The following is a 20,129-nucleotide window of genomic DNA, read 5'->3' as shown; positions in this document are numbered from 1 at the left end:
AAAGGAATGATTCTGGCAGTTAAATTGTTTAAAAAAATAAATAGGGACGAAATAAATCGCCCCTGTAATACATAAAAATAATTATTGTTCTATCTTATACAACTTTCTCTTCTTTAATCTTAGTATCCTGGTCTTCCAAGTTTTTAAATTTTAAAAATGAGATCGCAACTAACACTGCTAAAACAACGAGACTAGTAATAATACTGACGCGGTTTTGCACGTTAAACACAAATATCACGGATATAAAGCTTAAAATTACAACGGTAATCGCTGTGATATACGGGAAACCCCACAATTTAAAGCTCGGATTATTCGGATAGGTTTTGCGAAGTTTTAATTGTGCCAAACAAATACTGATCCACACTAATGATACGACAAATCCCGGAACCGCCATTAATAACATAAATACTTTATCCTGCGCAACATAAGCAATCATCGAACCGCCGATTAAAACCACGGCACTAAGCATTAAGCTGTATAATGGCACACCTTTTTTTGTTACATAAGAAAAGGCCTTCGGTGCTTCCCCTTCTACCGCTAAAGAATGCAGCATTCGCGTACATCCATAAATTCCTGAGTTCGCTGCAGATAATACTGCGGTAATTAAAATAAAGTTCATCAGATGCGCGGAACCCTGAAGACCAGTCATCGACAATACCTGGACAAATGGACTTGAGTGATCACTTATTTTATCCCAAGGAATTAAACCACAAATAACTAGTATAGGAAGTGTATAAAACAATATAATGCGCCAAATAAAACTCTTAATCACCTTGGGTAAAATACGATCCGCATCTTTTACTTCAGTAACCGTTAACCCGATCAGTTCTGAACCGCCATAAGAAAACATCACAATTAACAGCGCTGAAAAGATGGACATCCATCCCTTTGGAAAAAATCCGCCATGCTCCGTAAAATTTTGCAGATAGTTCGATTGATTACTTGGAATGAGTCCAAATAAAATACAGGCTCCCAAAATGATAAATACGATAATCATGGTAATTTTAATGCCGGCAAACCAAAATTCAAACTCCCCATAATTTTTCACATTCATCATGTTAATACCAATAACCAATGCAGCACAGCCTAAACTTAATTCCCAAAGTGGAACAGAGGGAAGCCAATATTGTAAGAAACTGCCGGCCACGACAATTTCAATGACACACACAGCCAGCCACATAAAACAATACATCCAGCCAATTACGAAAGAGGCCCGCTTACCAAAGGCTTTCCGAACAAAACCTTTCATATTTGTATTTGGATAGACGATTGCCATTTCTGCTATAGCTCCCATCACAACAAGCAGCAACAGACCTGCGAACACATAGGTAAAGATTACTCCCGGTCCTGCTATTGATACCGTTTCCGCGCTCCCTTTAAAAATCCCGGTCCCGATTGCTCCTCCCATTGCCATTAAACTAATATGGCGTGGCAATAACTTTTTTTGCAGTGATGCAGATTTCAAACATACTCCTCCTTCACTCGATCAAACGATTCAATCCATGCTATCTATCATACCACGTTATAGACGTTTCGTATTTTTAGATTTCTCGGTTTTTATGTTAATTCAATTGGCCATAGCTTTGGATTTTCAATTAATTGCTTAAAACGATTTGTAAAGGCCACGGCCGTAGCACCGTCAGCCACGCGGTGGTCAAACGCCATAGACATCGTCATGATGGAACGAATCGCAATTTCATCATTCTCCACGACAACCGGCATTTTTTTCGTTTTATGAAAGGCAATTAACCCCGTTTCCGGATAATTAATAATCGGTGTTGCCCCGATACTTCCCAATGGACCAACATTACTGATGGTAAAGGTTCCGCCTTTCAAATCCGCTGGTGTCAGCTGATTTTCTTGTGCTTTTTTTGTCAATTCTTTTAGTTTGTCATGAATTTGACGGACCGTTAATTGATCTACATGATGGATGACTGGGACAATTAAACCATCTTCCGTATCTGTAGCAATTCCAATGTTATATTCTTTTTCTAAACGAATCACTTCATTTTCTTCATCAAGTTTTGCATTGAATACAGGGAATTGTTTTAATGCTACGGCAATGGCTTTAATAAAGAAAGCAACTGCCGAAACATGAATCCCCATTTCTTTTAAATCCTTTCTATAACCAAGCAGGTCCGTTAAATCTGCCTCTTCAAAATGTGTCACATGTGGAATGGTATAGAGAGATTGGGTCATTTTCTTTGCTATCTGCTTCCTGCGGCCTCTAAAAGGAATCTCTTCACCTTTTGTTTCCTTTTCATTTCGGACTTCCCATCCACGATTCTCTATGATTGGCTCTGTTCTTTGTTCTTTCGGTTCTGCAGAAATCGCTTTCATTTCCTTGGAAGATTGAATCAAGTCGCGTTTTTTAACAAAATTGTATATATCTTCTACTGTGATTCGCCCGTTTATTCCTGTGCCTGAAATTTCGTTAATATCTACTTGAAACTCGCGAGCAATTTTTCTTGTGTATGGGGCCGCAATGATAAATTGTTTTTCTTCTTTTCCCTTAGCTTGCTTTATTGGCTGTGGTTGTGTTGTAGGTATATCCTTTTCTAGGGGTGCTGTTTCTTCCAGTTTCATTTCCATCAATTCTTCTGCTTCTTTTGTCTCCTCTGCTTCCAGCACAAGAAGTGTAGTACCAACAGATACAGTGGTTCCATAATTGACCACAATTTCTTTTACTTTTCCTGATGCAGGAGATGGAAGCTCAGCCACCATTTTATCTGTTTGTACCTCTACCAGAGGCTGATCAACTTTTACTGTATCGCCAACCTTGACAAAATAGTGAATAATCTCTCCCTCTGTCATTCCTTCCCCAATATCATGAAGTTTTACTTCAACCAATGTTTTCCCCTCCTAAAAATACATAACTTTTTCTATTCCGTTTACTACCCGCTTAGGTGTTGGTAAATAATGTTCCTCAAGCGCAAAAAGTGGAACTGGCACATCAAAACCTGTAACACGTTCAACCGGAGATTTCATATAGAGAAACGATGTATCGTTAATAATGGAAACAATATCATTCCCCACGCCGCCTGTTTGATGGGCTTCATGAACAATTACGGCACGGCCAGTTTTTTGAACAGACTCTGCAATTATGTCTTTATCAATAGGATAAAGGGTTCGCAAATCAATCACATCACAGGTGATCCCTTGTTTTTCTGCCTGTTCTACTGCTTTCATAGCTACCGGCACCATTGCTCCCCATGCGATAACCGTTACGTCTTTCCCCTCTTTAAGCTTTTTCCCTTTACCGATTTCAACGATATATTTGCCTTCTGGAACCTCTTCCCGCTCTGAACGGTAGATTCTCATCGACTCTAAAAATAAGACAGGATCCGGGTCTTCGATGGCAGCAATCAGCAGCCCCTTTGCATCGTATGCCGAGGAAGGACAAACAACTTTAATTCCAGGCATATGCGCAAACAATGCTTCCATACTGTCTGAATGCACCTCAGGAGCACGAATGCCTGCACCATAAGGCGCCCGAATTACCATCGGAACCGAATAGCGCCCCATAGTTCGCATCCGAATCCGTGATACATGTGTCATGATCTGCTCAAACGCAGGATAGATAAACCCTAGGAACTGCATTTCCACTACAGGTTTGAATCCATTGATTGCCATTCCGATAGAAGTACCAATAATGCCCGCTTCACTTAACGGCGTATCCATTACACGCTCTTCCCCGAATTCCTCCTGCAAGCCCTCAGTAGCGCGGAATACCCCTCCGTTTTTTCCAATATCTTCGCCAAGTAAAAGGACATTTTCATCCTCTTTTAACATTATGTACAATCCATCTGTAACCGCTTGAACAAGTGTCAGTTGATTCGTTTTTACGGCAGTTTGTTCTAACGGTCTCTCTAAAGTCATCACCATCACACGTCCCCTCCAATTAATTGAAGATATTGTTCTTTTTGTTTAGCAATCGTCCAAGTTGGCTTTTCAAACACATTATCAAATAAATCATTGATATTTGGTTTTGGAAAACTTTCCATATCTTTTACTGCTTGCTCTACTTCGCTTTCCGTATCCTCTTTAACCTTCAGCGCCCATTCATCATCCCAAAAACCGTTTACCTTCATAAAGCGCTCGACACGAAGAAGAGGATCGCGCTTTTCCCTAATGGTATCGCTTTCTGATTGATTGCGGTATTTCCTTGGATCGTCCGCAGTGGTATGGGCACCGTACCTCCATGTGATCGCTTCAATTAAAGTCGGTCCTCCTCCATTACGTGCACGTTCTATGTACTCTTTTGTCTGGAAATAGACAGCAAATATATCGTTTCCATCCACACGCACACCTGGCATATCGTAAGCAAGTGCTTTTTGGGCAATGGTTTTGGAATTCATTTGTTTTTCGATCGGAACAGAAATGGCAAATCCGTTATTTTGATTAAAGAAGATTACAGGTGCTTGAAATACACTGGCAAAGTTCAATCCTTCATGGAAATCACCCTCTGAAGTGGCTCCGTCTCCAAAATAAGCTATTGCTGCATTCTTCGTTCCCTTTCTTTTTTCTGCCATTGCCGCTCCCGCTGCATGTGGGATTTGGGTGGCAATGGGTACGGCAGGTGGGAAAATCTTGTTACCTTCTTCCGGTACACAACCTTCCACTCGACCGTTCCAATATAATAACGTACGAGCCATGCTAGCACCGAATGTTAAGGTAGCCCCGTGATCCCGGTAGGTAGGGAATACCCAGTCCTCTTTACCTAGCGCCAGAGCACTCCCAACTTGAGAAGCTTCCTGCCCTTCAAATGGGGCATATGTTCCAAGTCTCCCTTGACGCTGCAAACTGATGGCTTTTCGATCAAAAGTTCGGATGCGAACCATATGATAGTAGAATTGTTTGACAAGGTCTTCTGTTAATTGGTCTTTATACTGTTCATTTATTAATTGCCCACTTTCATCGACAATTTGAAAAATGGGAAATTCTTTTGACATTGACATCTAATCACCTCATTAGGAGAATTTTTATTTACAAATATCCCATTTAGGACGTTTTGTATGTGAGAAGAAGCTATTTTGCCTTTGTCGGTCTTCCATTCGTTTTTCACAGAACCGGTTTGCAGCTTGAATCGTTGTGATATTATCCAGCTCTGCTTGCTTGTAAACTTCCAATAATGACGTGTAAATGGAGCTTGTTTTGGCTAGGACACGCTCTTGATTGTAGCCGTAAAGTTCATCTGCTACTTGAATTAACCCACCGGAATTTACAATGTAGTCTGGAGCATATAAAATCCCTTTTCGTTTTAGTGCTTCTCCGTGATTTTCCAATAGAAGCTGATTGTTCGCCGATCCTACGACTGCCTTAACCTTTAACAAGTCTATCGTTTCATCATTTATAATTCCGCCGAAAGCACATGGAACAAATACATCCGCATCAACTGAATACACTTCGTCTCCAGTTACACGAACGGCATTGCCTCCTAATTGTTTTGCATGTTTTTGAATAGCCATGACTGCTTCTTCATTGATATCGCTTACATATAAATCGGCACCAGATTCTAGCAATTGCTCAGCTACTTTGTAACCCACCTTCCCAAGCCCTTGGATGATATATTTTTTATGAGAAAGATTATCTGTACCAAAAACGACTTTATTGGATGCTTTTAAACCGTAAATAACTCCAAGTGCAGTTGGAATAGATGAATCGCCGCCGCCTCCATATGCTTCTGGAATTCCTACGATGCAATTAGTCTCTTTTGCAGCATGGATAAAATCATCCATTGAAGTTCCCATATCTGTCCCTGTATAAAAACGGCCGTTTAAAGAATCAACAAACTGCCCAAAAGCCCTAAATAGTGCAGGGGTTTTATCCCTTGCTGGATCTCCTATGATAACTGCTTTTCCACCTCCAAAATCCACATCTGCGGCAGCGCATTTATAGGTCATCCCTTTAGATAAGCGAAGTACATCCTCCAATGCCTCATCCATCGTTCGATATGGCCGCATCCGGCAGCCTCCTAAAGCAGGGCCAAGGGTTGTATTATGGATAGCGATAATCGCTTTTAACCCTGTCGCCGGATCATTACAAAAAACAATTTGCTGATGCTCATGCATTTTATCAATTACTGTTTCGGTTGTTTCTAAAGATGGTTGGATTGTGTTCATTGTTTTACCCCCATTATCACGGTGATTATAGTAGAAATTGTTTCTAAAAAAAGAGAAAAATTAAAGTCTTTCTCAATGGTTAAAACTTTTCGATACATCCCCTCATATGACAACGTTTACATATTTTGAATCGATGTTATCAAAACTGAAGTTTTACTTATTTAATAATTACAAAGATTATGTTTCTATTAAATAATAAGGTATAATGTAATCGGAAAACATAACAAATCGCATAAGATTCAGATGGTTAGTTTTCTATTTGCATAAATTTTTTGATATTTATCTACATTTTGAAAGGAGAATATTCAATGGATCCATTAGACATTCGTCTTCTTGAACTTCTTCAAATGGATGGACGAATTACCTTAAGTGAATTATCGAAGAAATTATCTCTTAGCCGTCCTAGTATTACCGAGCGTTTAAAGCGACTGCAAGAGCGGGAAATTATTGAGGGATTCAGTGCACGGGTTTGTCCAAAAGCCGTCGGCAGAGATGTAATCGTTTTCATACAAGTCAGCGAAATGAAGATCCTTTCCTATTCAGATTTTGAAAATTTGCTTAGGGACGACCCTGATATCATTGAGTGTCACCGTTTAACCGGATCTGTCAGTTATTTACTTAAGGCTGCAGTGACAGGGATGGACCATCTGAGTAATCTAATTGATCGCCTAACTCCATACGGAAATGTGAATACTTCCATCGTTTTATCATCACCGGTCTCATTCCGATGCATTACCCCAAATTCCATTGCGCAGTCATAATGGAAATAATTTTTCCACAGAGTTTATGTATTTTGCTAGATTGTTAGAAATTTCAACACTTTCATTTTAAAATGGGGAGAATTGTATACCTTTATTCTCCCTTTTCATTCTTTTCTGCCTATTATTTTTTTGAAAACCCTTTCATAATTTACTTGAATTGTCAGAAAAAAACAAATATAATATGATTACTAATACATATATGTTGTTTTTTCATATAAAAAAGAGTGCTCCTTAAATGGAACACTCCCTAATCATTCATTTCATTATTTAGTTTGAACGTTCCGCAAGCCAGCCGCCGATAGTAGGATAAGTAATTTTCGTAGCTTGACTGCCAAATGTAATGGACGTATGACCAACAGGCAGATTCTTATATTCTTTATCCTTACTTGATATTTTTCCCATTAATGCCTCTACCATATGTGGTTGAGCAATAAGGTCACTCTTACCTGCCAGGTTTAGAACATTCGCTTTAATATTCTTTAGGTCGACTTTACGGCCGCGGACAACAAGTTCGCCATTAATCAGTCTGTTCTTCTGATAGAAGTCTCTAATCCACTGGCGATAGGCCTCACCAGGGAAAGGAATGCCATCGTTCAGCCATTTTTGCAGTAGCTTAAAGCTTTTTACAAATCTGTCATTATCTGAACGATCAACAAGACTAATAAAAGGTCCATAAATGTTTGCCATTGGCTTAATCATTTTGTTTCCAAAATCAATCATCTCAGGAGGAATTACTCCTAGAGTATCTACTACTTTATCAATATCGAAATATCGCTCATCAAGCATTGCACCGTAAAGACCAGAATCTGCAAAGTCAAACGGGCTGGTCATAAATACAAGGTTACGGATTGGCAATTCAGGATGCAAGGCCGCAAAAATAGATGTCATGGTACCGCCCATACAATATCCTAAGATGGAGACTTCATCCACTTTTGAAGTTCTCATGACCTTTTTAACAGCACGCGGTATATAATCCATAATGAAATCATCCAATTTCATATTGCGATCTTCATAACCAAATGTTCCCCAATCAATCATGTACACATCAAAACCTTGATTCACTAAATATTCAACTAAACTGCCGCCCTTGGTTAAATCCAAAATATACGGCTTATTGATAAGGGCATACACCATAAGAAGTGGAACTTTATGTTTTTTGGGATGATCAGAAATAAAACGATAAAGCTTTGTTTTATTCTTTGTCCAAATCACTTCCTTTGGCGTTGGACCCACTTCCGGTTCGGCCTCAGTTGTTAACACTTCAGTAGCCCTTTTAACACGGTTCATTACCTGCTTATATTCCTCGGGAACCATTTTGGCATACTCTTCCCATTCTTTTGTAACTAAAATGCTAATGATTGCTCACTCCTTACATCTTTTATTCTGTCTATAAAATATATCTTTAAATCAAACTTTTCATGACAATTACATGTAAAGTCCGCCGTTAATATTTAATTGTTGTCCAGTAATATAGGCACCGTCTTTACATAGGAATACTACACCTCGGCCAATTTCTTGAGGAGTCCCTAAACGTTTTTGTGGGATTTTAGACACAATTCCATCAAGAACTTTCTCAGGAATTGCTTGAACCATTTCAGTACCGATAAATCCTGGGCAAATTGCATTTACCGTTACATTTGATTTCGCTAATTCAAGAGCAAGTGATTTCGTGTAACCAATCAAACCTGCTTTAGCTGCTGCATAGTTGGTTTGACCGAATCCGCCAGCCTGGCCAATAATGGATGAAATATTAATAATGCGGCCACCATCTGATTCAAACAAGTGCTGAAGAGCAGGCGAAGTAGTATTGAAAACACTGTTTAAGTTCACATCGATGACTTTTCTCCAGTCTTCTTCGCTAAGCTTTTTAAACGTACTGTCACGTGTAATTCCTGCATTATTTACAAGAATATCTAACTTACCAAAGTGATCTACCGCTGTTTGAACTAGGCGCGCTGCATCATCGCTGTTGGAAACATCAGCTTGAACGGCAAAAGCTTCTCCGCCAAATTCCTGGATTTCTGCAACCATTTTTTCGGCTAATTCTGGACGGCTCACGTAGTTAAGAACGATTTTCACACCTTGTTTTGCTAATTCCAATGAAATTGCTGCTCCAATTCCTCTGCTTCCACCTGTTACGATTGCTACTTTATTTTTTAGTTCAGTCATTTTCTTTTCCTCCTGATGTAAATTAGTTTGAGATTTCACAATATTTCTCGTTATTTATGTACTACCGGATTATTTTGAAGTCTCCGGTAATTTAAGTACTGCAAGAATTTGATTAAGCTTATTATCAAGGTTTTTCATATCTTTTTTAATTGCGGCTAAATCGCGTTGATAACTTGCTGGGTCAATCGTTTTGTCTGACGCATCTTCCAATAATTCTTCTAAATTATCAACTTTTGCATCCACATTCACAATCAATGAAGATAGATTTGCAAGATCAGTACGTGAAGGAACATTTACAAATTCCAAATATTTTTCTGTACTCTCATCAATCATCTTTTTAAACATAAGATTCATTTCTAAAATTTGTCCCATTCCTTTAGACGGAAAATCCTCTTTCACCTTATCGTCAAAAAAACTACTAGACTTTGAATAAAAATCTTTCCACATTTCATAAATATTGGTTTCAGAACTCATGATTTCTCCTCCTTTTTCGTTTTGGACATATTAATCATACTAGTTACTTCGCAAGAAATGAAGAAAAAATATTAGAAATAATCGCAAAATATTACTGCTTTTTTCGACAAAATCCTACATGAATCTTTATTCATTTTAATATTTTAAGAAACCTTTCAACTAAGTGTAAATTACACATATAGAAATGTTTGACAAAGTGAATCTATAGGTGTAAATTACACGTATAGATTATATTTTTTGGAGTGATATGATTTGACCATCCATCAAAATGAATCTGCTAAAGACACAACTGCTTCGCATCAAGATCGCACGATGAATACAATGCCGAAAAACTTAATGGTTCCGTTTCTGCTGTTAAGTTTACAAAATGTGAATTTACATGGTTATAAGTTAATTCAAGAGCTGGCACAGTTCGGATTTGCTACTATTGACCAAGGCAATGTATATCGGACATTAAGGCAGCTTGAAAAAGATCAATTAGTTTATTCTGAATGGGATACAACAACTGAAGGTCCAGCAAAACGGATTTATTCGATTACAAAAACCGGTGAAGATTATTTGAAGACCTGTTTTACAACACTTGAGCAATATCAATCCATGATCAATCGCTTTTTTAGTATTTACATGGATATGTTTCTTCCCCCATCACGGAAACAACAAGAAGAAACAGAAGATAAATAATGTTTTCAAAACTAAAACTGTTAACACTGCAGTCAATTAACTGCAATGATTATAAAATGGGAGGGTTTTACATGGCACAAAATGTAAAAAAGCAAGAACAAGAACAAGTTCGTATTGGAGAATCACTTTTTAACACATGGGTAAATAGTTTGGACAGAGTGACCAATGCACAAAAGGAATTGGAAGAATTATTTTTGCAATCCCTTGAAAAACAAAAATCAACTCTAGAAAAAATGACAGACGATGTTACTCTAATTCAAGAAGAACAAAAGAAATTATTTAATGAACTACGAGAAAATGCAAAGCTAAACTTGCAAAAGAACTTTGGTCCTTCAGCAGGTCAAGTTTATGAACAATGGAATACTCAATTGGATGAAGTTTCAAACCGCACATTACAATTAATCGAAACTCCATACAAAGAAAGTTTAAAATTGATTAATCAATCTCAAGAGCGTTTCCAAGAAACTGTTAAAAATGGAATTTCTCAACAACAAAAAGTTCGTGATGAAATTACAGAACAAATCAAAGCATCCCAAAAAGTTCTTTTTGATATTTTTGAAACAAATTCAAAAGCTGCTTTTGCTCTTTTTAAGTAGAAATAGTAGAACAGAGGAATTTCCTCTGTTCTTTTTTACTGATTCTGGGAATAGTATGAATATTGAAAATTGTGTTGGCTTGCCACGGTTGCAATTCCTGTATTTTTAAATAACCCTTATTTGACATGACCTTTTAGAAAACAGCAGTTTGTCAGCAAATGAAATTTTAACTAGAGGTGGGGAAATTTTGAAATTTACTGGGAAAGTTGTTTTAATTACTGGGGGCGCACAGGGTATAGGGAAAGAAACAGCAAGGCAATTTCTTCAAGATGGAGCAAGTGTTGTCATCTGTGATTACAATGAATCTTCAGGCAGGGAAGCTCTTGAAGAACTTCAGTCTGAGAATGTTACCTTTTTTAAAGTCGATGTAACAGACAGTTCTCAGATTCAGGATATGGTTCAATCTACAGTGGCAAAGCACGGGCGAATTGATGTGTTAATTAATAATGCCGGGATAACGATGGATGGTTTTCTTACAAAAATGAAAGAAACCGATTGGGAAAAAGTTATAAGTGTGAATTTATCTGGGGTTTTTAAGTGCACAAAGGCCGTTGCCCCTATTATGCTTAACCAGGGTTCCGGAGTCATCCTGAACGCATCCTCAGTAGTGGGGTTATACGGCAATATCGGTCAAACAAATTACGCAGCAACAAAAGCCGGAGTAATTGGCTTAACAAAGAGCTGGGCAAAAGAGTTCGGTCCTAAGGGAATTCGAGTAAATGCAGTTGCCCCGGGATTTATTGAAACCGGCATGACGGCAGCAGTACCAGATAAAGTTCTTAACTTCATGAAGGAAAAAACTCCACTAAGAAAAATTGGAAAACCGGAAGATATTGCTGCAGCCTATTTGTTTTTAGCCTCTGATCAAGCAGGTTACATTAATGGAACCATTTTAAGTGTTGATGGCGGATTAGTGATATAAATAATCGTTGACAAATCCGTTATCCTTTCCTATAGAGGGAAAAATTCTGGAGAAACAATGAATGTTTCTCCTTTTCTTCGGTCGAAAAATTCCAACATTTTTCGACAACTTTTAACAAGGTTCCCTACTATTCTGTAATGCTCATTTTTTAACAAAATTCTAGTTCCATTTCAATAAAGAGTTGCTTTACCCCCATATCTAATTAAAATGAATGAATCTTCATTTATAAAAAAACGCTAAATTTGTCGAATAATAATTCAAAAAATTATGGTATTTTTACTGTATTATTTTAAGGGGGAATTGATAATACATAAATTTTTTAGGGAGGAAATAAAATGGCAATCAATGAAGTTGTAATTGTAAGTGCAGTCAGAACAGCAATTGGAAGTTTTCTTGGGGGTTTAAAAAACGTCCCAGCCACTCAATTAGGTGCGACTGTAATCAAAGAAGCCATCCAAAAAGCAGGAATTACTCCAAACGATGTTGATGAAGTCATCATGGGGAACGTATTACAAGCAGGAGCTGGCCAAAATCCGGCGAGACAAGCTTCCCTTGCAGCAGGAGTTCCGCAAGAAGCACCAGCTACATCCATTAATAAAGTTTGTGGATCAGGATTAAAAGCCGTTCACTTAGCAACACAAGCAATCCTTGCAGGAGATGCTGAGATTGTTGTTGCGGGCGGAATGGAAAACATGAGTCAGGCTCCTTACCTTTTAAAAGGCGGACGCGACGGATTTAAAATGGGCGACCAGAAAGTTGTCGACAGTATGATCGCTGACGGCTTATGGTGTGCTGAAAATAACTACCATATGGGAATCACTGCAGAAAACCTTGCTGAGAAATATGAAATCTCTCGTCAAGAACAAGATGAATTTTCAGCTGCAAGCCAACAAAAAGCACAGGCAGCCATTGAATCCAACCGTTTTGCCGATGAAATTGTTCCTGTAGAAATTCCTGGACGTAAAGGTCAAGTAACAATCTTTAGTCAAGATGAGTTCCCTCGATTTGGAACAACTGCAGACAGCTTAGGAAAACTTCGCCCGGCCTTCAAAAAAGATGGTACGGTTACTGCTGGTAATGCATCAGGAATTAATGATGGTGCAGCAGCATTCGTTGTAATGAGCCGTAAAAAGGCGGAAGAATTAGGTCTTAAGCCATTGGTATCGATTAAAGCCAATGCAACAGCTGGCGTGGACCCAAGTATTATGGGGATTGGTCCTGTACCCGCTGTCAAAAAAGCGCTTGAAAAAGCAACTATTTCATTAGAAGAGATCGATTTAATTGAAGCAAACGAAGCATTTGCTGCTCAGTCAATCGCAGTAGACCGTGAGCTTCAATTTAACAAAGAAAAATTAAATGTAAATGGCGGAGCTATTGCCCTTGGTCACCCAATCGGTGCCAGCGGAGCAAGAATCCTTGTTTCTTTAATTCATGAAATGAAGAAAAGAGAAAACCGCTATGGTTTAGCAACACTTTGTGTTGGTGGCGGCCAAGGCGTAGCCACTATCGTCGAAAATATTTAATCTAAAAAAAAAAAAACGAGACTACCGATAAGGAGTCTCGTTTTTTTTTTTTAGGAAGCTATTTTTTGAAAAATTCAAAAATCTGCCACTAACTTTCCTTCTATTTTTAATGAAATGGGACTATAAATAAATTAAAGGGTTAAGCCTTTCTTAGCCCTAACCTATTAAGAAAGGAGGTCTTTAACCATGTCAATGGCTGATTTTGATGATATTTATCAAATTTGTTGCAACTTTGATCCGACTGAAAAATCGAAAAGTATGAGAAAAGTTGAAGTAAATCAGTTAGCGACTGAAGTAGTTACGGATTCACAATTAACATGTTCGGAAAATTGGTGGGAGATTGTCGAGAAAGATATTCTTGAAGAAGAGACAAAAGTCTTCGTATAAAAACCATTAGAAACGGCAGGTACATCGAATGAATGATCTAGGCACTTAATCCCTTGTTTAATCCATTCCTGGAAATAAACAAGGGATTTCATTATGAATGATTACATAGGGTCGGTCTCCTCCTCCAAGTTTCGCTTTAAACTGGCTGCGGGTAACTGACCCTTTCTACTTATTTAATCATTAATTCCTGACTTACAATGAAAGCTGCTTTTGTGTTTTTGTCTACGTCCTCTACTGTTATTCCAGGCTGTGTTTCGACCAGAACCATTCCTTCCGGTGTAAAATCAAATACAGCCAAATCTGTAATTAAACGGTGTACCACTTGTTTTCCTGTTAATGGAAGAGTACAGGCTTTTTTAATTTTAGATTCCCCGTTTTTATTAACATGTTCCATAACGACGACAACCCGTTTTGCCCCATTTACTAAGTCCATGGCTCCGCCCATACCTTTAATCATTTTTCCTGGAATCATCCAGTTAGCTAAATCTCCTTGTTCTGAAACTTCCATACCACCCAGGATAGCAAGATCGATGTGTCCACCTCGAATCATGGCAAAGGATTCAGCACTATCAAAAAAAGAGGCTCCTTTAACAGCAGTTACAGTTTCCTTTCCAGCATTAATTAGGTCAGGATCTTCATTGCCCTCGAAAGGATAGGGGCCGATCCCTAATAACCCATTTTCTGATTGAAGCAAAACATTATAACCACTTGGAATTTCATTGGCAATCAAGGTGGGTATTCCAATACCAAGATTGACATTCATTCCGTCTTGAATCTCCTGAACAGCCCTTTTCACTATTAACGACCGTGCATTACTCATAGAATATCCTCCTTCTTTTTATTGAACTAAACTTGGACAACTGTCCGCCTTTCAATCCTTTTTTCATAGTTTTCACCAAGCAGTAACCGTTGTACATAAATTCCAGGGGTATGAATTTCATCCGGGTTTAACTCACCGGCTTCCTTTATCTCCTCTACCTCTGCAATTGTGACCTTTCCTGCCATTGCCGCTAGCGGATTAAAGTTACGTGCTGTTTTTTGATAGATTAGGTTGCCTAGCGGGTCTGCTTTCCATGCTTTTACAAGAGCAAAATCCCCAACAATACCCTCTTCTAAAATATACGTTTTACCGTTAAAAACCTTATGTTCCTTCCCTTCGGCTATCGCTGTTCCTACACCTGTCGCAGTATAGAAAGCAGGAATTCCTGCACCGCCTGCACGGATTCTCTCAGCTAATGTCCCTTGTGGAACGAGCTCTACCTCTAGTTCCCTGCTTAAAAACTGCTGTTCAAAAATCTTGTTTTCACCCACGTAGGAGGAAATCATTTTCTTAATTTGCTTGTTAGCTAGTAAAAGACCTAGTCCCCAATCATCAACGCCACAATTATTGCTGACTATGGTTAAATCTTTTGTACCTTTATCCCGTAAAGCCATGATAGCTTTTTCCGGAATTCCGCACAATCCGAAGCCTCCAACAATTATGGTCGCTCCATCCGGAATATCTTGGACCGCTTGTGTAAAAGAGTCTACGATTTTACCCTTATTCAAAGAAATTACCTCCTTTTAAATAGATTTCAATTAAAATTCACACTGGATAGACTGCATGTTTTCGTTCAGAGAATTGAGCATACTTTGAAGAATACGCTTCAAAACGATTAACCAATTCCTTACGTAAAGCGTTTCCTGGGATAATTCCGTCAATGATCATCTCAGAAGCAAGGCGGTAAATATCAATGTCCTCTTTATATTCTTCACGTTTTTGCTGAATAAAGGCAGCCTTCTCGGAATCTTGCAATTGTTCAATTTTATTGGAATAGACAGCATTCACTGCAGCCTCTGGTCCCATTACGGCAATTTGGGCCGTTGGCAAAGCAAGGCAGCAATCCGGTTCAAATGCAGGGCCTGCCATTGCATAAAGACCTGCACCGTAGGCTTTACGGACAATAACAGAAATCTTTGGCACCGTCGCTTCCGCCATCGCCGAGATCATTTTTGCCCCATGACGGATGATGCCTGCGCGCTCCACCTTTGTCCCAATCATAAAACCCGGGACATCTACAAGGAAAAGAATCGGGATATGGAATGCATCACATAGATTAATAAATTTAGCTGCTTTATCAGCCGTATCGTGGAACAATACTCCACCTTTCACCCGCGGTTGATTGGCAATAATACCGACTGGTTTTCCATTCATACGGGAAAGGCCGGTGATTAATTCGGCAGCAAAAAGCTTCTTAATTTCAAAAAAAGATCCTTCATCAATGATGCGGTCGATTAAATCATACATATTAAAAGGTGAATTTTGGTTTGTTGGAATCAGTTCTTCGATTGTTTTTTCAAATGACTTAGGCGGTAATGTCTCTTTGGTCGGCGGCTTTTCTGAGAAATTAGCGGGAAAATAAGAAAGGTATTTTCGGGCCATTTCAAGCGCTTCCTCTTCGGTTTTCGCCAAAACATCGCCGCAGCCTGAAATCGAACAGTGCATCCGCGCACCGCCCATTTCCTCAAGCGTTACTTTTTCACCGATGACCATTTCCGCCATCCGTGGTGACCCTAGATACATCGAAGCATTTTTATCGACCATGACCACGATGTCACAAAATGCCGGGATATACGCTCCACCCGCTGCAGATGGTCCAAACAGCACACAGACTTGTGGTATTTTCCCGGATAATTTCACCTGATTATAGAAAATCCGTCCTGCTCCACGGCGTCCTGGAAACATTTCTACCTGATCGGTAATCCGTGCTCCAGCGGAATCGACGAGATAAATTAATGGAACTCTCAGTTTTTCAGCAGTTTCTTGAATACGTATGATTTTTTCAACCGTCCGTGCCCCCCAGGAACCTGCCTTGATTGTCGAATCGTTCGCCATAACACAAACAACTTGTCCGTTTATTTTTCCGATCGCTGTTACGACACCATCCGCTGGAAGATCCTCTGCCATACAATTGGCAAATGCTGCATCCTCTAAGACAAAATCTTGATCAAACAATAGCTTTAAGCGGTCACGAACAAAGAGTTTTCCCTGCTCGCTATTTTTTTCGTGGTATTTTGCGGCACCGCCTTTATAAATCTTTTCAAGGCGCTCTTGTAATGTAAAATTCTCTGAATGAACTTCTGTAGTCATGAAGTGATCCTCCCTCTCATGTTACTCCCCTTTGTAGACAGGTTTCCGCTTTTCTTTAAAAGCCTGAAGTCCTTCCAAACGATCCTTTGTTGGGATTGTGACCTCATAGGCATTTTGTTCGATGGCAAGCCCTGTCGCTAATTCCACATCGTATCCTTTATCAATGGAAAATTTAGCCTGCCGAACAGCAATTGGGCCATTCTTAACAATTTGTACTGCGATTTCCATTGCCTTGTCTAACAATGATTCCGGCCGTTCTACAAACTCAACCAAGCCAATATCCTTTGCTTCTCGTGCATCAATACGTCTAGCCGTAAAAATAAGCTCTTTTGCCCTACCTTTTCCTACGAGCCTTGGGAGGCGTTGTGTACCGCCTGCACCAGGGATAATTCCGAGTGAAGTCTCAGTCAGGCCGAATTTTGCTGTTTCTGAAGCAACACGAATATCACAGGCCAGAGCTAATTCCGTTCCCCCGCCAAATGCCGCACCATTTACAGCAGCAATCACAGGTTGTGGTAATGTTTCCAAGCTGTTGACGCACTCCCTAATCAAGGAAACAGTTTTCTTAACCATCTGCGCATCCATTTCAGCTCGTTCCTTTAAATCAGCTCCGGCACAAAATGCTTTTTCTCCTGCCCCGGTTACAACTAAACAACGGACTGAAGGGTCAAATTTACAAGTATCGATTACATTTTTAAATTCTTCCAGAAGCTTGATTGAAAGTGCATTAGCGGCATTAGGGCGATTTAAGGTAATCACAACAATACCTTCTTCTCGCGTTGAAACCTGTATAACCTGATCCATATCACTCACCTCTTTCATTGGTCAAACATGCTTGAAGATTTCGGCTAGGTAAACTTCTTCCGATTTTTTCTTGAATAAAGCGCCCTGCTCCCAGTAGTTTTTCTAAGTTGACGCCTGTATTAATTCCCATATTGCCCAGCATGTACAAAACATCTTCCGTCGCTACATTACCTGAAGCACCTGGTGCATAGGGACAACCGCCTAATCCACCCGTAGAAGCGTCATAGGTGGTAATGCCCATATCTAATGCCGCTAAAATATTCGCTGCGGCTGTACCGTGTGTATCATGAAAGTGGAGTGCTAATTTTTCAATCGAGAAGCGTTTTAAAAGGGCAGTTAACACCTCTTGAACTTGCTTGGGATTGGCTACGCCAATGGTATCCCCAAGGGAGAGTTCTTGAATGCCCATCTCAAATAAATGCTCTGATACCCGAATTACGTTATCAATCGAGACCTGACCTTCATAAGGGCAGCCAAAAACAGTTGAAACATAGCCGCGGACAGCTTTTCCTGCCGACAAGGCTTCTTTTACGACCTTATCCAAAACGGGAAAGGTATCAGCAATGGATTTGTTAATATTTTTTTGATTGTGTGTTTCACTGGCAGACATAAACACAGCCATTTCATCAACATTTCCTTCTAAGGCCTTTTCCAGCCCCCGCTGATTTGGGACGAGAGCCGTATACGTGACACCTGGCACGCGCTCTATACCTTTTGCTACTTCCAATGAATCGGCCAATGCCGGAATCCACTTTGGATTGACAAAAGAGGTAATTTCAATAGATTGAAGGCCCGTCCGGGACAACTGATTAATCCAGTTAATTTTATCCTCAGTGGAAAGAAAGGACTGCTCGTTTTGCAGCCCATCTCTTGGTCCTACTTCCTTAATGGTTACATTTGTGGGCCAGTTCATGCTCACATCTCCCTTGAAGGTTTATTCCATTTCGATTAAAACATCTTCTTCATTCACAAAGTCGCCTTCATTTACTTTTACTTCTTTAACTGTGCCACTAACTTCAGCCGTAATCGGAATCTCCATCTTCATCGATTCTAAAATGATCACATCCTGACCTTCCTCAACCTTATCACCCGGTTGAACTAATACCTTCCATACATTTCCTGCCATCACTGCAACAATTTTATTCATTGATTAACCCTCCCTGTGTTATTTCGTGACTGTTTTTTATTTTCCTGCAGATACTTTTCAACAAAATTTGTGGTCGTATCACCGGAAACAAAGGAATCGTGCTCCACAACTTTTTGAAGCATCGGGATATTGGTTTTAATCCCTTCCACCACATAGTGTGATAGAGCATCCTTTAAGATTTCAATCGCCTCATTGCGATCCGTTCCCTTCACAACAAGTTTGGCAATCATAGGATCATAAAATGGGGTCACGACCGACTGTTCGCTCACACCCAATTCATGACGGATGCCAAGACCTTCCGGAAACACAAATTTGGTAATTTTCCCTGGAGACGGGAAGAAGGTTTTTGGATCCTCTGCATAGATTCGGACTTCAATCGCATGCCCATTACGCTTGATCTCCGATTGTTTAAAGCTTAATTTGTCTCCCCATGCAATCTGAAGCTGCTCGGCAACTAAATCTATTCCCGTTATTTCTTCCGTCACGGGATGTTCCACCTGCAACCTTGTATTTACTTCTAAAAAGTAATAGTTTTTATTCTCATCCACTAAAAATTCAATCGTTCCGGCGTTTTTATAACCGATCGATTTGGCCGCCTTTACAGCTGCTTCCCCCATCTTACTGCGAGTCTCTTCATCTAAAAATGGTGATGGCGCTTCTTCGACGACTTTCTGATGACGCCGTTGAATAGAACATTCTCGTTCCCATAAATAAACAGTGTTTCCCTCTCCATCAGCAAGAATTTGAATTTCAATATGCCGAGGATTTTCCACGTATTTTTCAATAAACATTTCTCCGTTACCAAAGAAACTAACGGCCCGTTTCTGATTTCCCTCAAATGCTTTTCTAATTTCATCCTCGCCTCGGACGATCTGCATACCAATGCCTCCACCGCCTGCTGAAGCCTTTAACATCACCGGATATCCGATTCTCTTTGCCGTTTCCACCGCTTCTTCGACATCGGCTAAGGGAGATGTAATTCCCGGCACAACCGGAACTCCCGCCAGTTCCATTAGCTTTCTAGCTTCAATTTTACTGCCCATTTTGGAGATAACCTCCGGAGACGGACCAATAAAAACAAGATCTTCCTCCTCACACCTGCGGGCAAATTCAGCATTCTCTGAAAGCAGTCCGTATCCGGGGTGAATGCCCTCTGCCCCTGAGGTATGTGCGATTTCAATAATTTTATCGATATTAAGATAACTTTCGGAGACCTTTGCTGGACCAAGTAAGTAAGCTTCGTCCGCTGCCTTCACATGAAGAGCATCCTTATCTGCTTCGGAATAAACCGCAACCGTTTGGATTCCCAATGCTTTACACGTTCGGATCACACGACTGGCAATTTCACCGCGGTTGGCGATTAATACTTTTTTGAACATACCTTACCACCCTTTCTAATATCGTTAAGGAGAT

General features: G+C 39.8%; 21 protein-coding genes. 6 read left to right on the top strand and 15 right to left on the bottom strand.

The genetic code is table 11. From position 1 onward, the window contains the following. Positions 1–94: 94 nt before the first annotated feature. The 5 genes from M028_RS30340 to M028_RS0117765 form a co-directional block, all read right to left on the bottom strand. The gene (locus M028_RS30340) at positions 95–1,414 is read right to left on the bottom strand and encodes an amino acid permease (protein WP_051591172.1); all 1,320 of its coding nucleotides are present in this window, start codon (positions 1,412–1,414) and stop codon (positions 95–97) included. Positions 1,415–1,557: 143 nt separating this feature from the next. Continuing rightward, a complete protein-coding gene (locus M028_RS0117780; RefSeq protein ID WP_026575063.1) occupies positions 1,558–2,850 on the bottom strand; it encodes a dihydrolipoamide acetyltransferase family protein in 1,293 nt (430 codons plus the stop codon). Between the two features lie 12 nt (positions 2,851–2,862). Then, positions 2,863–3,879 (bottom strand): alpha-ketoacid dehydrogenase subunit beta, encoded by a 1,017-nt coding sequence (locus M028_RS0117775; RefSeq protein WP_051591171.1) that lies wholly within the window; start codon positions 3,877–3,879, stop codon positions 2,863–2,865. Positions 3,880–3,884: 5 nt separating this feature from the next. Next, the gene (gene pdhA, locus M028_RS0117770; protein WP_026575061.1) at positions 3,885–4,952 is read right to left on the bottom strand and encodes a pyruvate dehydrogenase (acetyl-transferring) E1 component subunit alpha; all 1,068 of its coding nucleotides are present in this window, start codon (positions 4,950–4,952) and stop codon (positions 3,885–3,887) included. A 30-nt stretch (positions 4,953–4,982) separates the two neighbouring features. After that, positions 4,983–6,122, bottom strand: coding sequence for a Leu/Phe/Val dehydrogenase (locus M028_RS0117765; protein WP_026575060.1), 1,140 nt, complete (start codon positions 6,120–6,122; stop codon positions 4,983–4,985). Positions 6,123–6,430: 308 nt separating this feature from the next. On the opposite strand from M028_RS0117765, the gene M028_RS0117760 reads away from it, so the two are divergent. Beyond that, positions 6,431–6,883: an Lrp/AsnC family transcriptional regulator gene (locus M028_RS0117760; protein WP_026575059.1), complete on the top strand. Its 453-nt coding sequence runs from the start codon at positions 6,431–6,433 to the stop codon at positions 6,881–6,883. Between the two features lie 267 nt (positions 6,884–7,150). On the opposite strand, the gene phaC is transcribed toward M028_RS0117760, so the two are convergent. The 3 genes from phaC to M028_RS0117745 all read right to left on the bottom strand — a co-directional run bounded on the left by phaC (position 7,151) and on the right by M028_RS0117745 (position 9,526). Next, a complete protein-coding gene (gene phaC / locus M028_RS0117755) occupies positions 7,151–8,239 on the bottom strand; it encodes a class III poly(R)-hydroxyalkanoic acid synthase subunit PhaC (RefSeq protein ID WP_026575058.1) in 1,089 nt (362 codons plus the stop codon). A gap of 69 nt (positions 8,240–8,308) precedes the next feature. Next, entirely contained in the window at positions 8,309–9,052 is a 744-nt protein-coding gene (gene phbB / locus M028_RS0117750; RefSeq protein WP_026575057.1) for an acetoacetyl-CoA reductase, read from the bottom strand. A gap of 69 nt (positions 9,053–9,121) precedes the next feature. Then, positions 9,122–9,526, bottom strand: a complete 405-nt coding sequence (locus M028_RS0117745) for a hypothetical protein (RefSeq protein ID WP_026575056.1) — start codon at positions 9,524–9,526, stop codon at positions 9,122–9,124. 258 nt (positions 9,527–9,784) lie between these two features. On the opposite strand from M028_RS0117745, the gene phaQ reads away from it, so the two are divergent. From phaQ to M028_RS0117720, 5 genes are all read left to right on the top strand, one after another. Next, entirely contained in the window at positions 9,785–10,207 is a 423-nt protein-coding gene (gene phaQ / locus M028_RS0117740) for a poly-beta-hydroxybutyrate-responsive repressor (RefSeq protein ID WP_026575055.1), read from the top strand. A 71-nt stretch (positions 10,208–10,278) separates the two neighbouring features. Next, positions 10,279–10,803 (top strand): hypothetical protein, encoded by a 525-nt coding sequence (locus tag M028_RS0117735; protein ID WP_026575054.1) that lies wholly within the window; start codon positions 10,279–10,281, stop codon positions 10,801–10,803. A 187-nt stretch (positions 10,804–10,990) separates the two neighbouring features. Continuing rightward, entirely contained in the window at positions 10,991–11,725 is a 735-nt protein-coding gene (gene fabG / locus M028_RS0117730) for a 3-oxoacyl-ACP reductase FabG (RefSeq protein ID WP_026575053.1), read from the top strand. Between the two features lie 335 nt (positions 11,726–12,060). Then, positions 12,061–13,248, top strand: coding sequence for an acetyl-CoA C-acetyltransferase (locus tag M028_RS0117725; protein WP_026575052.1), 1,188 nt, complete (start codon positions 12,061–12,063; stop codon positions 13,246–13,248). Positions 13,249–13,434: 186 nt separating this feature from the next. Further along, on the top strand, positions 13,435–13,635 hold the full coding sequence (locus tag M028_RS0117720) for a hypothetical protein (RefSeq protein ID WP_026575051.1): 201 nt from the start codon (positions 13,435–13,437) through the stop codon (positions 13,633–13,635). A 169-nt stretch (positions 13,636–13,804) separates the two neighbouring features. On the opposite strand, the gene M028_RS0117715 is transcribed toward M028_RS0117720, so the two are convergent. The 7 genes from M028_RS0117715 to accC are packed head-to-tail and all read right to left on the bottom strand — an operon-like array spanning position 13,805 to position 20,095. Next, positions 13,805–14,455, bottom strand: coding sequence for a 3-oxoacid CoA-transferase subunit B (locus M028_RS0117715; RefSeq protein WP_026575050.1), 651 nt, complete (start codon positions 14,453–14,455; stop codon positions 13,805–13,807). Between the two features lie 26 nt (positions 14,456–14,481). After that, complete coding sequence (locus M028_RS0117710; protein ID WP_442852794.1) at positions 14,482–15,168, bottom strand: CoA transferase subunit A; 687 nt, start codon at positions 15,166–15,168, stop codon at positions 14,482–14,484. A 52-nt stretch (positions 15,169–15,220) separates the two neighbouring features. Then, positions 15,221–16,765 carry an acyl-CoA carboxylase subunit beta gene (locus M028_RS0117705; RefSeq protein WP_026575048.1) on the bottom strand — a complete coding sequence of 515 codons (1,545 nt, stop codon included), beginning with the start codon at positions 16,763–16,765 and terminating at the stop codon, positions 15,221–15,223. 21 nt (positions 16,766–16,786) lie between these two features. Then, on the bottom strand, positions 16,787–17,569 hold the full coding sequence (locus tag M028_RS0117700) for an enoyl-CoA hydratase (protein WP_026575047.1): 783 nt from the start codon (positions 17,567–17,569) through the stop codon (positions 16,787–16,789). Between the two features lies 1 nt (position 17,570). Next, a complete protein-coding gene (locus M028_RS0117695; RefSeq protein ID WP_026575046.1) occupies positions 17,571–18,482 on the bottom strand; it encodes a hydroxymethylglutaryl-CoA lyase in 912 nt (303 codons plus the stop codon). A gap of 21 nt (positions 18,483–18,503) precedes the next feature. Next, the gene (locus M028_RS0117690; protein ID WP_026575045.1) at positions 18,504–18,716 is read right to left on the bottom strand and encodes an acetyl-CoA carboxylase biotin carboxyl carrier protein subunit; all 213 of its coding nucleotides are present in this window, start codon (positions 18,714–18,716) and stop codon (positions 18,504–18,506) included. After that, a complete protein-coding gene (accC, locus tag M028_RS0117685) occupies positions 18,713–20,095 on the bottom strand; it encodes an acetyl-CoA carboxylase biotin carboxylase subunit (protein WP_026575044.1) in 1,383 nt (460 codons plus the stop codon). The genes M028_RS0117690 and accC overlap by 4 nt, the downstream gene beginning before the upstream one ends. Positions 20,096–20,129: the final 34 nt, after the last annotated feature.

The organism is Bacillus sp. UNC438CL73TsuS30 (assembly GCF_000482325.1).
Lineage (GTDB): Bacteria > Bacillota > Bacilli > Bacillales > Cytobacillaceae > Neobacillus.
The sequence above is the reverse complement of the archived record's forward strand: the minus strand, read 5'-3'. Positions and strand labels throughout refer to the sequence as shown.

Coding starts and splice junctions, on each gene's coding strand:
- M028_RS30340 (WP_051591172.1), bottom strand. CDS start 1,414: ATGGCAATGGGAGGAGCAATCGGGACCGGGATTTTTAAAGGGAGCGCG.
- M028_RS0117775 (WP_051591171.1), bottom strand. CDS start 3,879: ATGACTTTAGAGAGACCGTTAGAACAAACTGCCGTAAAAACGAATCAA.
- pdhA (WP_026575061.1), bottom strand. CDS start 4,952: ATGTCAAAAGAATTTCCCATTTTTCAAATTGTCGATGAAAGTGGGCAA.
- M028_RS0117765 (WP_026575060.1), bottom strand. CDS start 6,122: ATGAACACAATCCAACCATCTTTAGAAACAACCGAAACAGTAATTGAT.
- M028_RS0117760 (WP_026575059.1), top strand. CDS start 6,431: ATGGATCCATTAGACATTCGTCTTCTTGAACTTCTTCAAATGGATGGA.
- phbB (WP_026575057.1), bottom strand. CDS start 9,052: ATGACTGAACTAAAAAATAAAGTAGCAATCGTAACAGGTGGAAGCAGA.
- M028_RS0117745 (WP_026575056.1), bottom strand. CDS start 9,526: ATGAGTTCTGAAACCAATATTTATGAAATGTGGAAAGATTTTTATTCA.
- M028_RS0117735 (WP_026575054.1), top strand. CDS start 10,279: ATGGCACAAAATGTAAAAAAGCAAGAACAAGAACAAGTTCGTATTGGA.
- M028_RS0117725 (WP_026575052.1), top strand. CDS start 12,061: ATGGCAATCAATGAAGTTGTAATTGTAAGTGCAGTCAGAACAGCAATT.
- M028_RS0117720 (WP_026575051.1), top strand. CDS start 13,435: ATGTCAATGGCTGATTTTGATGATATTTATCAAATTTGTTGCAACTTT.
- M028_RS0117715 (WP_026575050.1), bottom strand. CDS start 14,455: ATGAGTAATGCACGGTCGTTAATAGTGAAAAGGGCTGTTCAGGAGATT.
- M028_RS0117705 (WP_026575048.1), bottom strand. CDS start 16,765: ATGACTACAGAAGTTCATTCAGAGAATTTTACATTACAAGAGCGCCTT.
- M028_RS0117700 (WP_026575047.1), bottom strand. CDS start 17,569: ATGGATCAGGTTATACAGGTTTCAACGCGAGAAGAAGGTATTGTTGTG.
- M028_RS0117695 (WP_026575046.1), bottom strand. CDS start 18,482: ATGAACTGGCCCACAAATGTAACCATTAAGGAAGTAGGACCAAGAGAT.
- M028_RS0117690 (WP_026575045.1), bottom strand. CDS start 18,716: ATGAATAAAATTGTTGCAGTGATGGCAGGAAATGTATGGAAGGTATTA.
- accC (WP_026575044.1), bottom strand. CDS start 20,095: ATGTTCAAAAAAGTATTAATCGCCAACCGCGGTGAAATTGCCAGTCGT.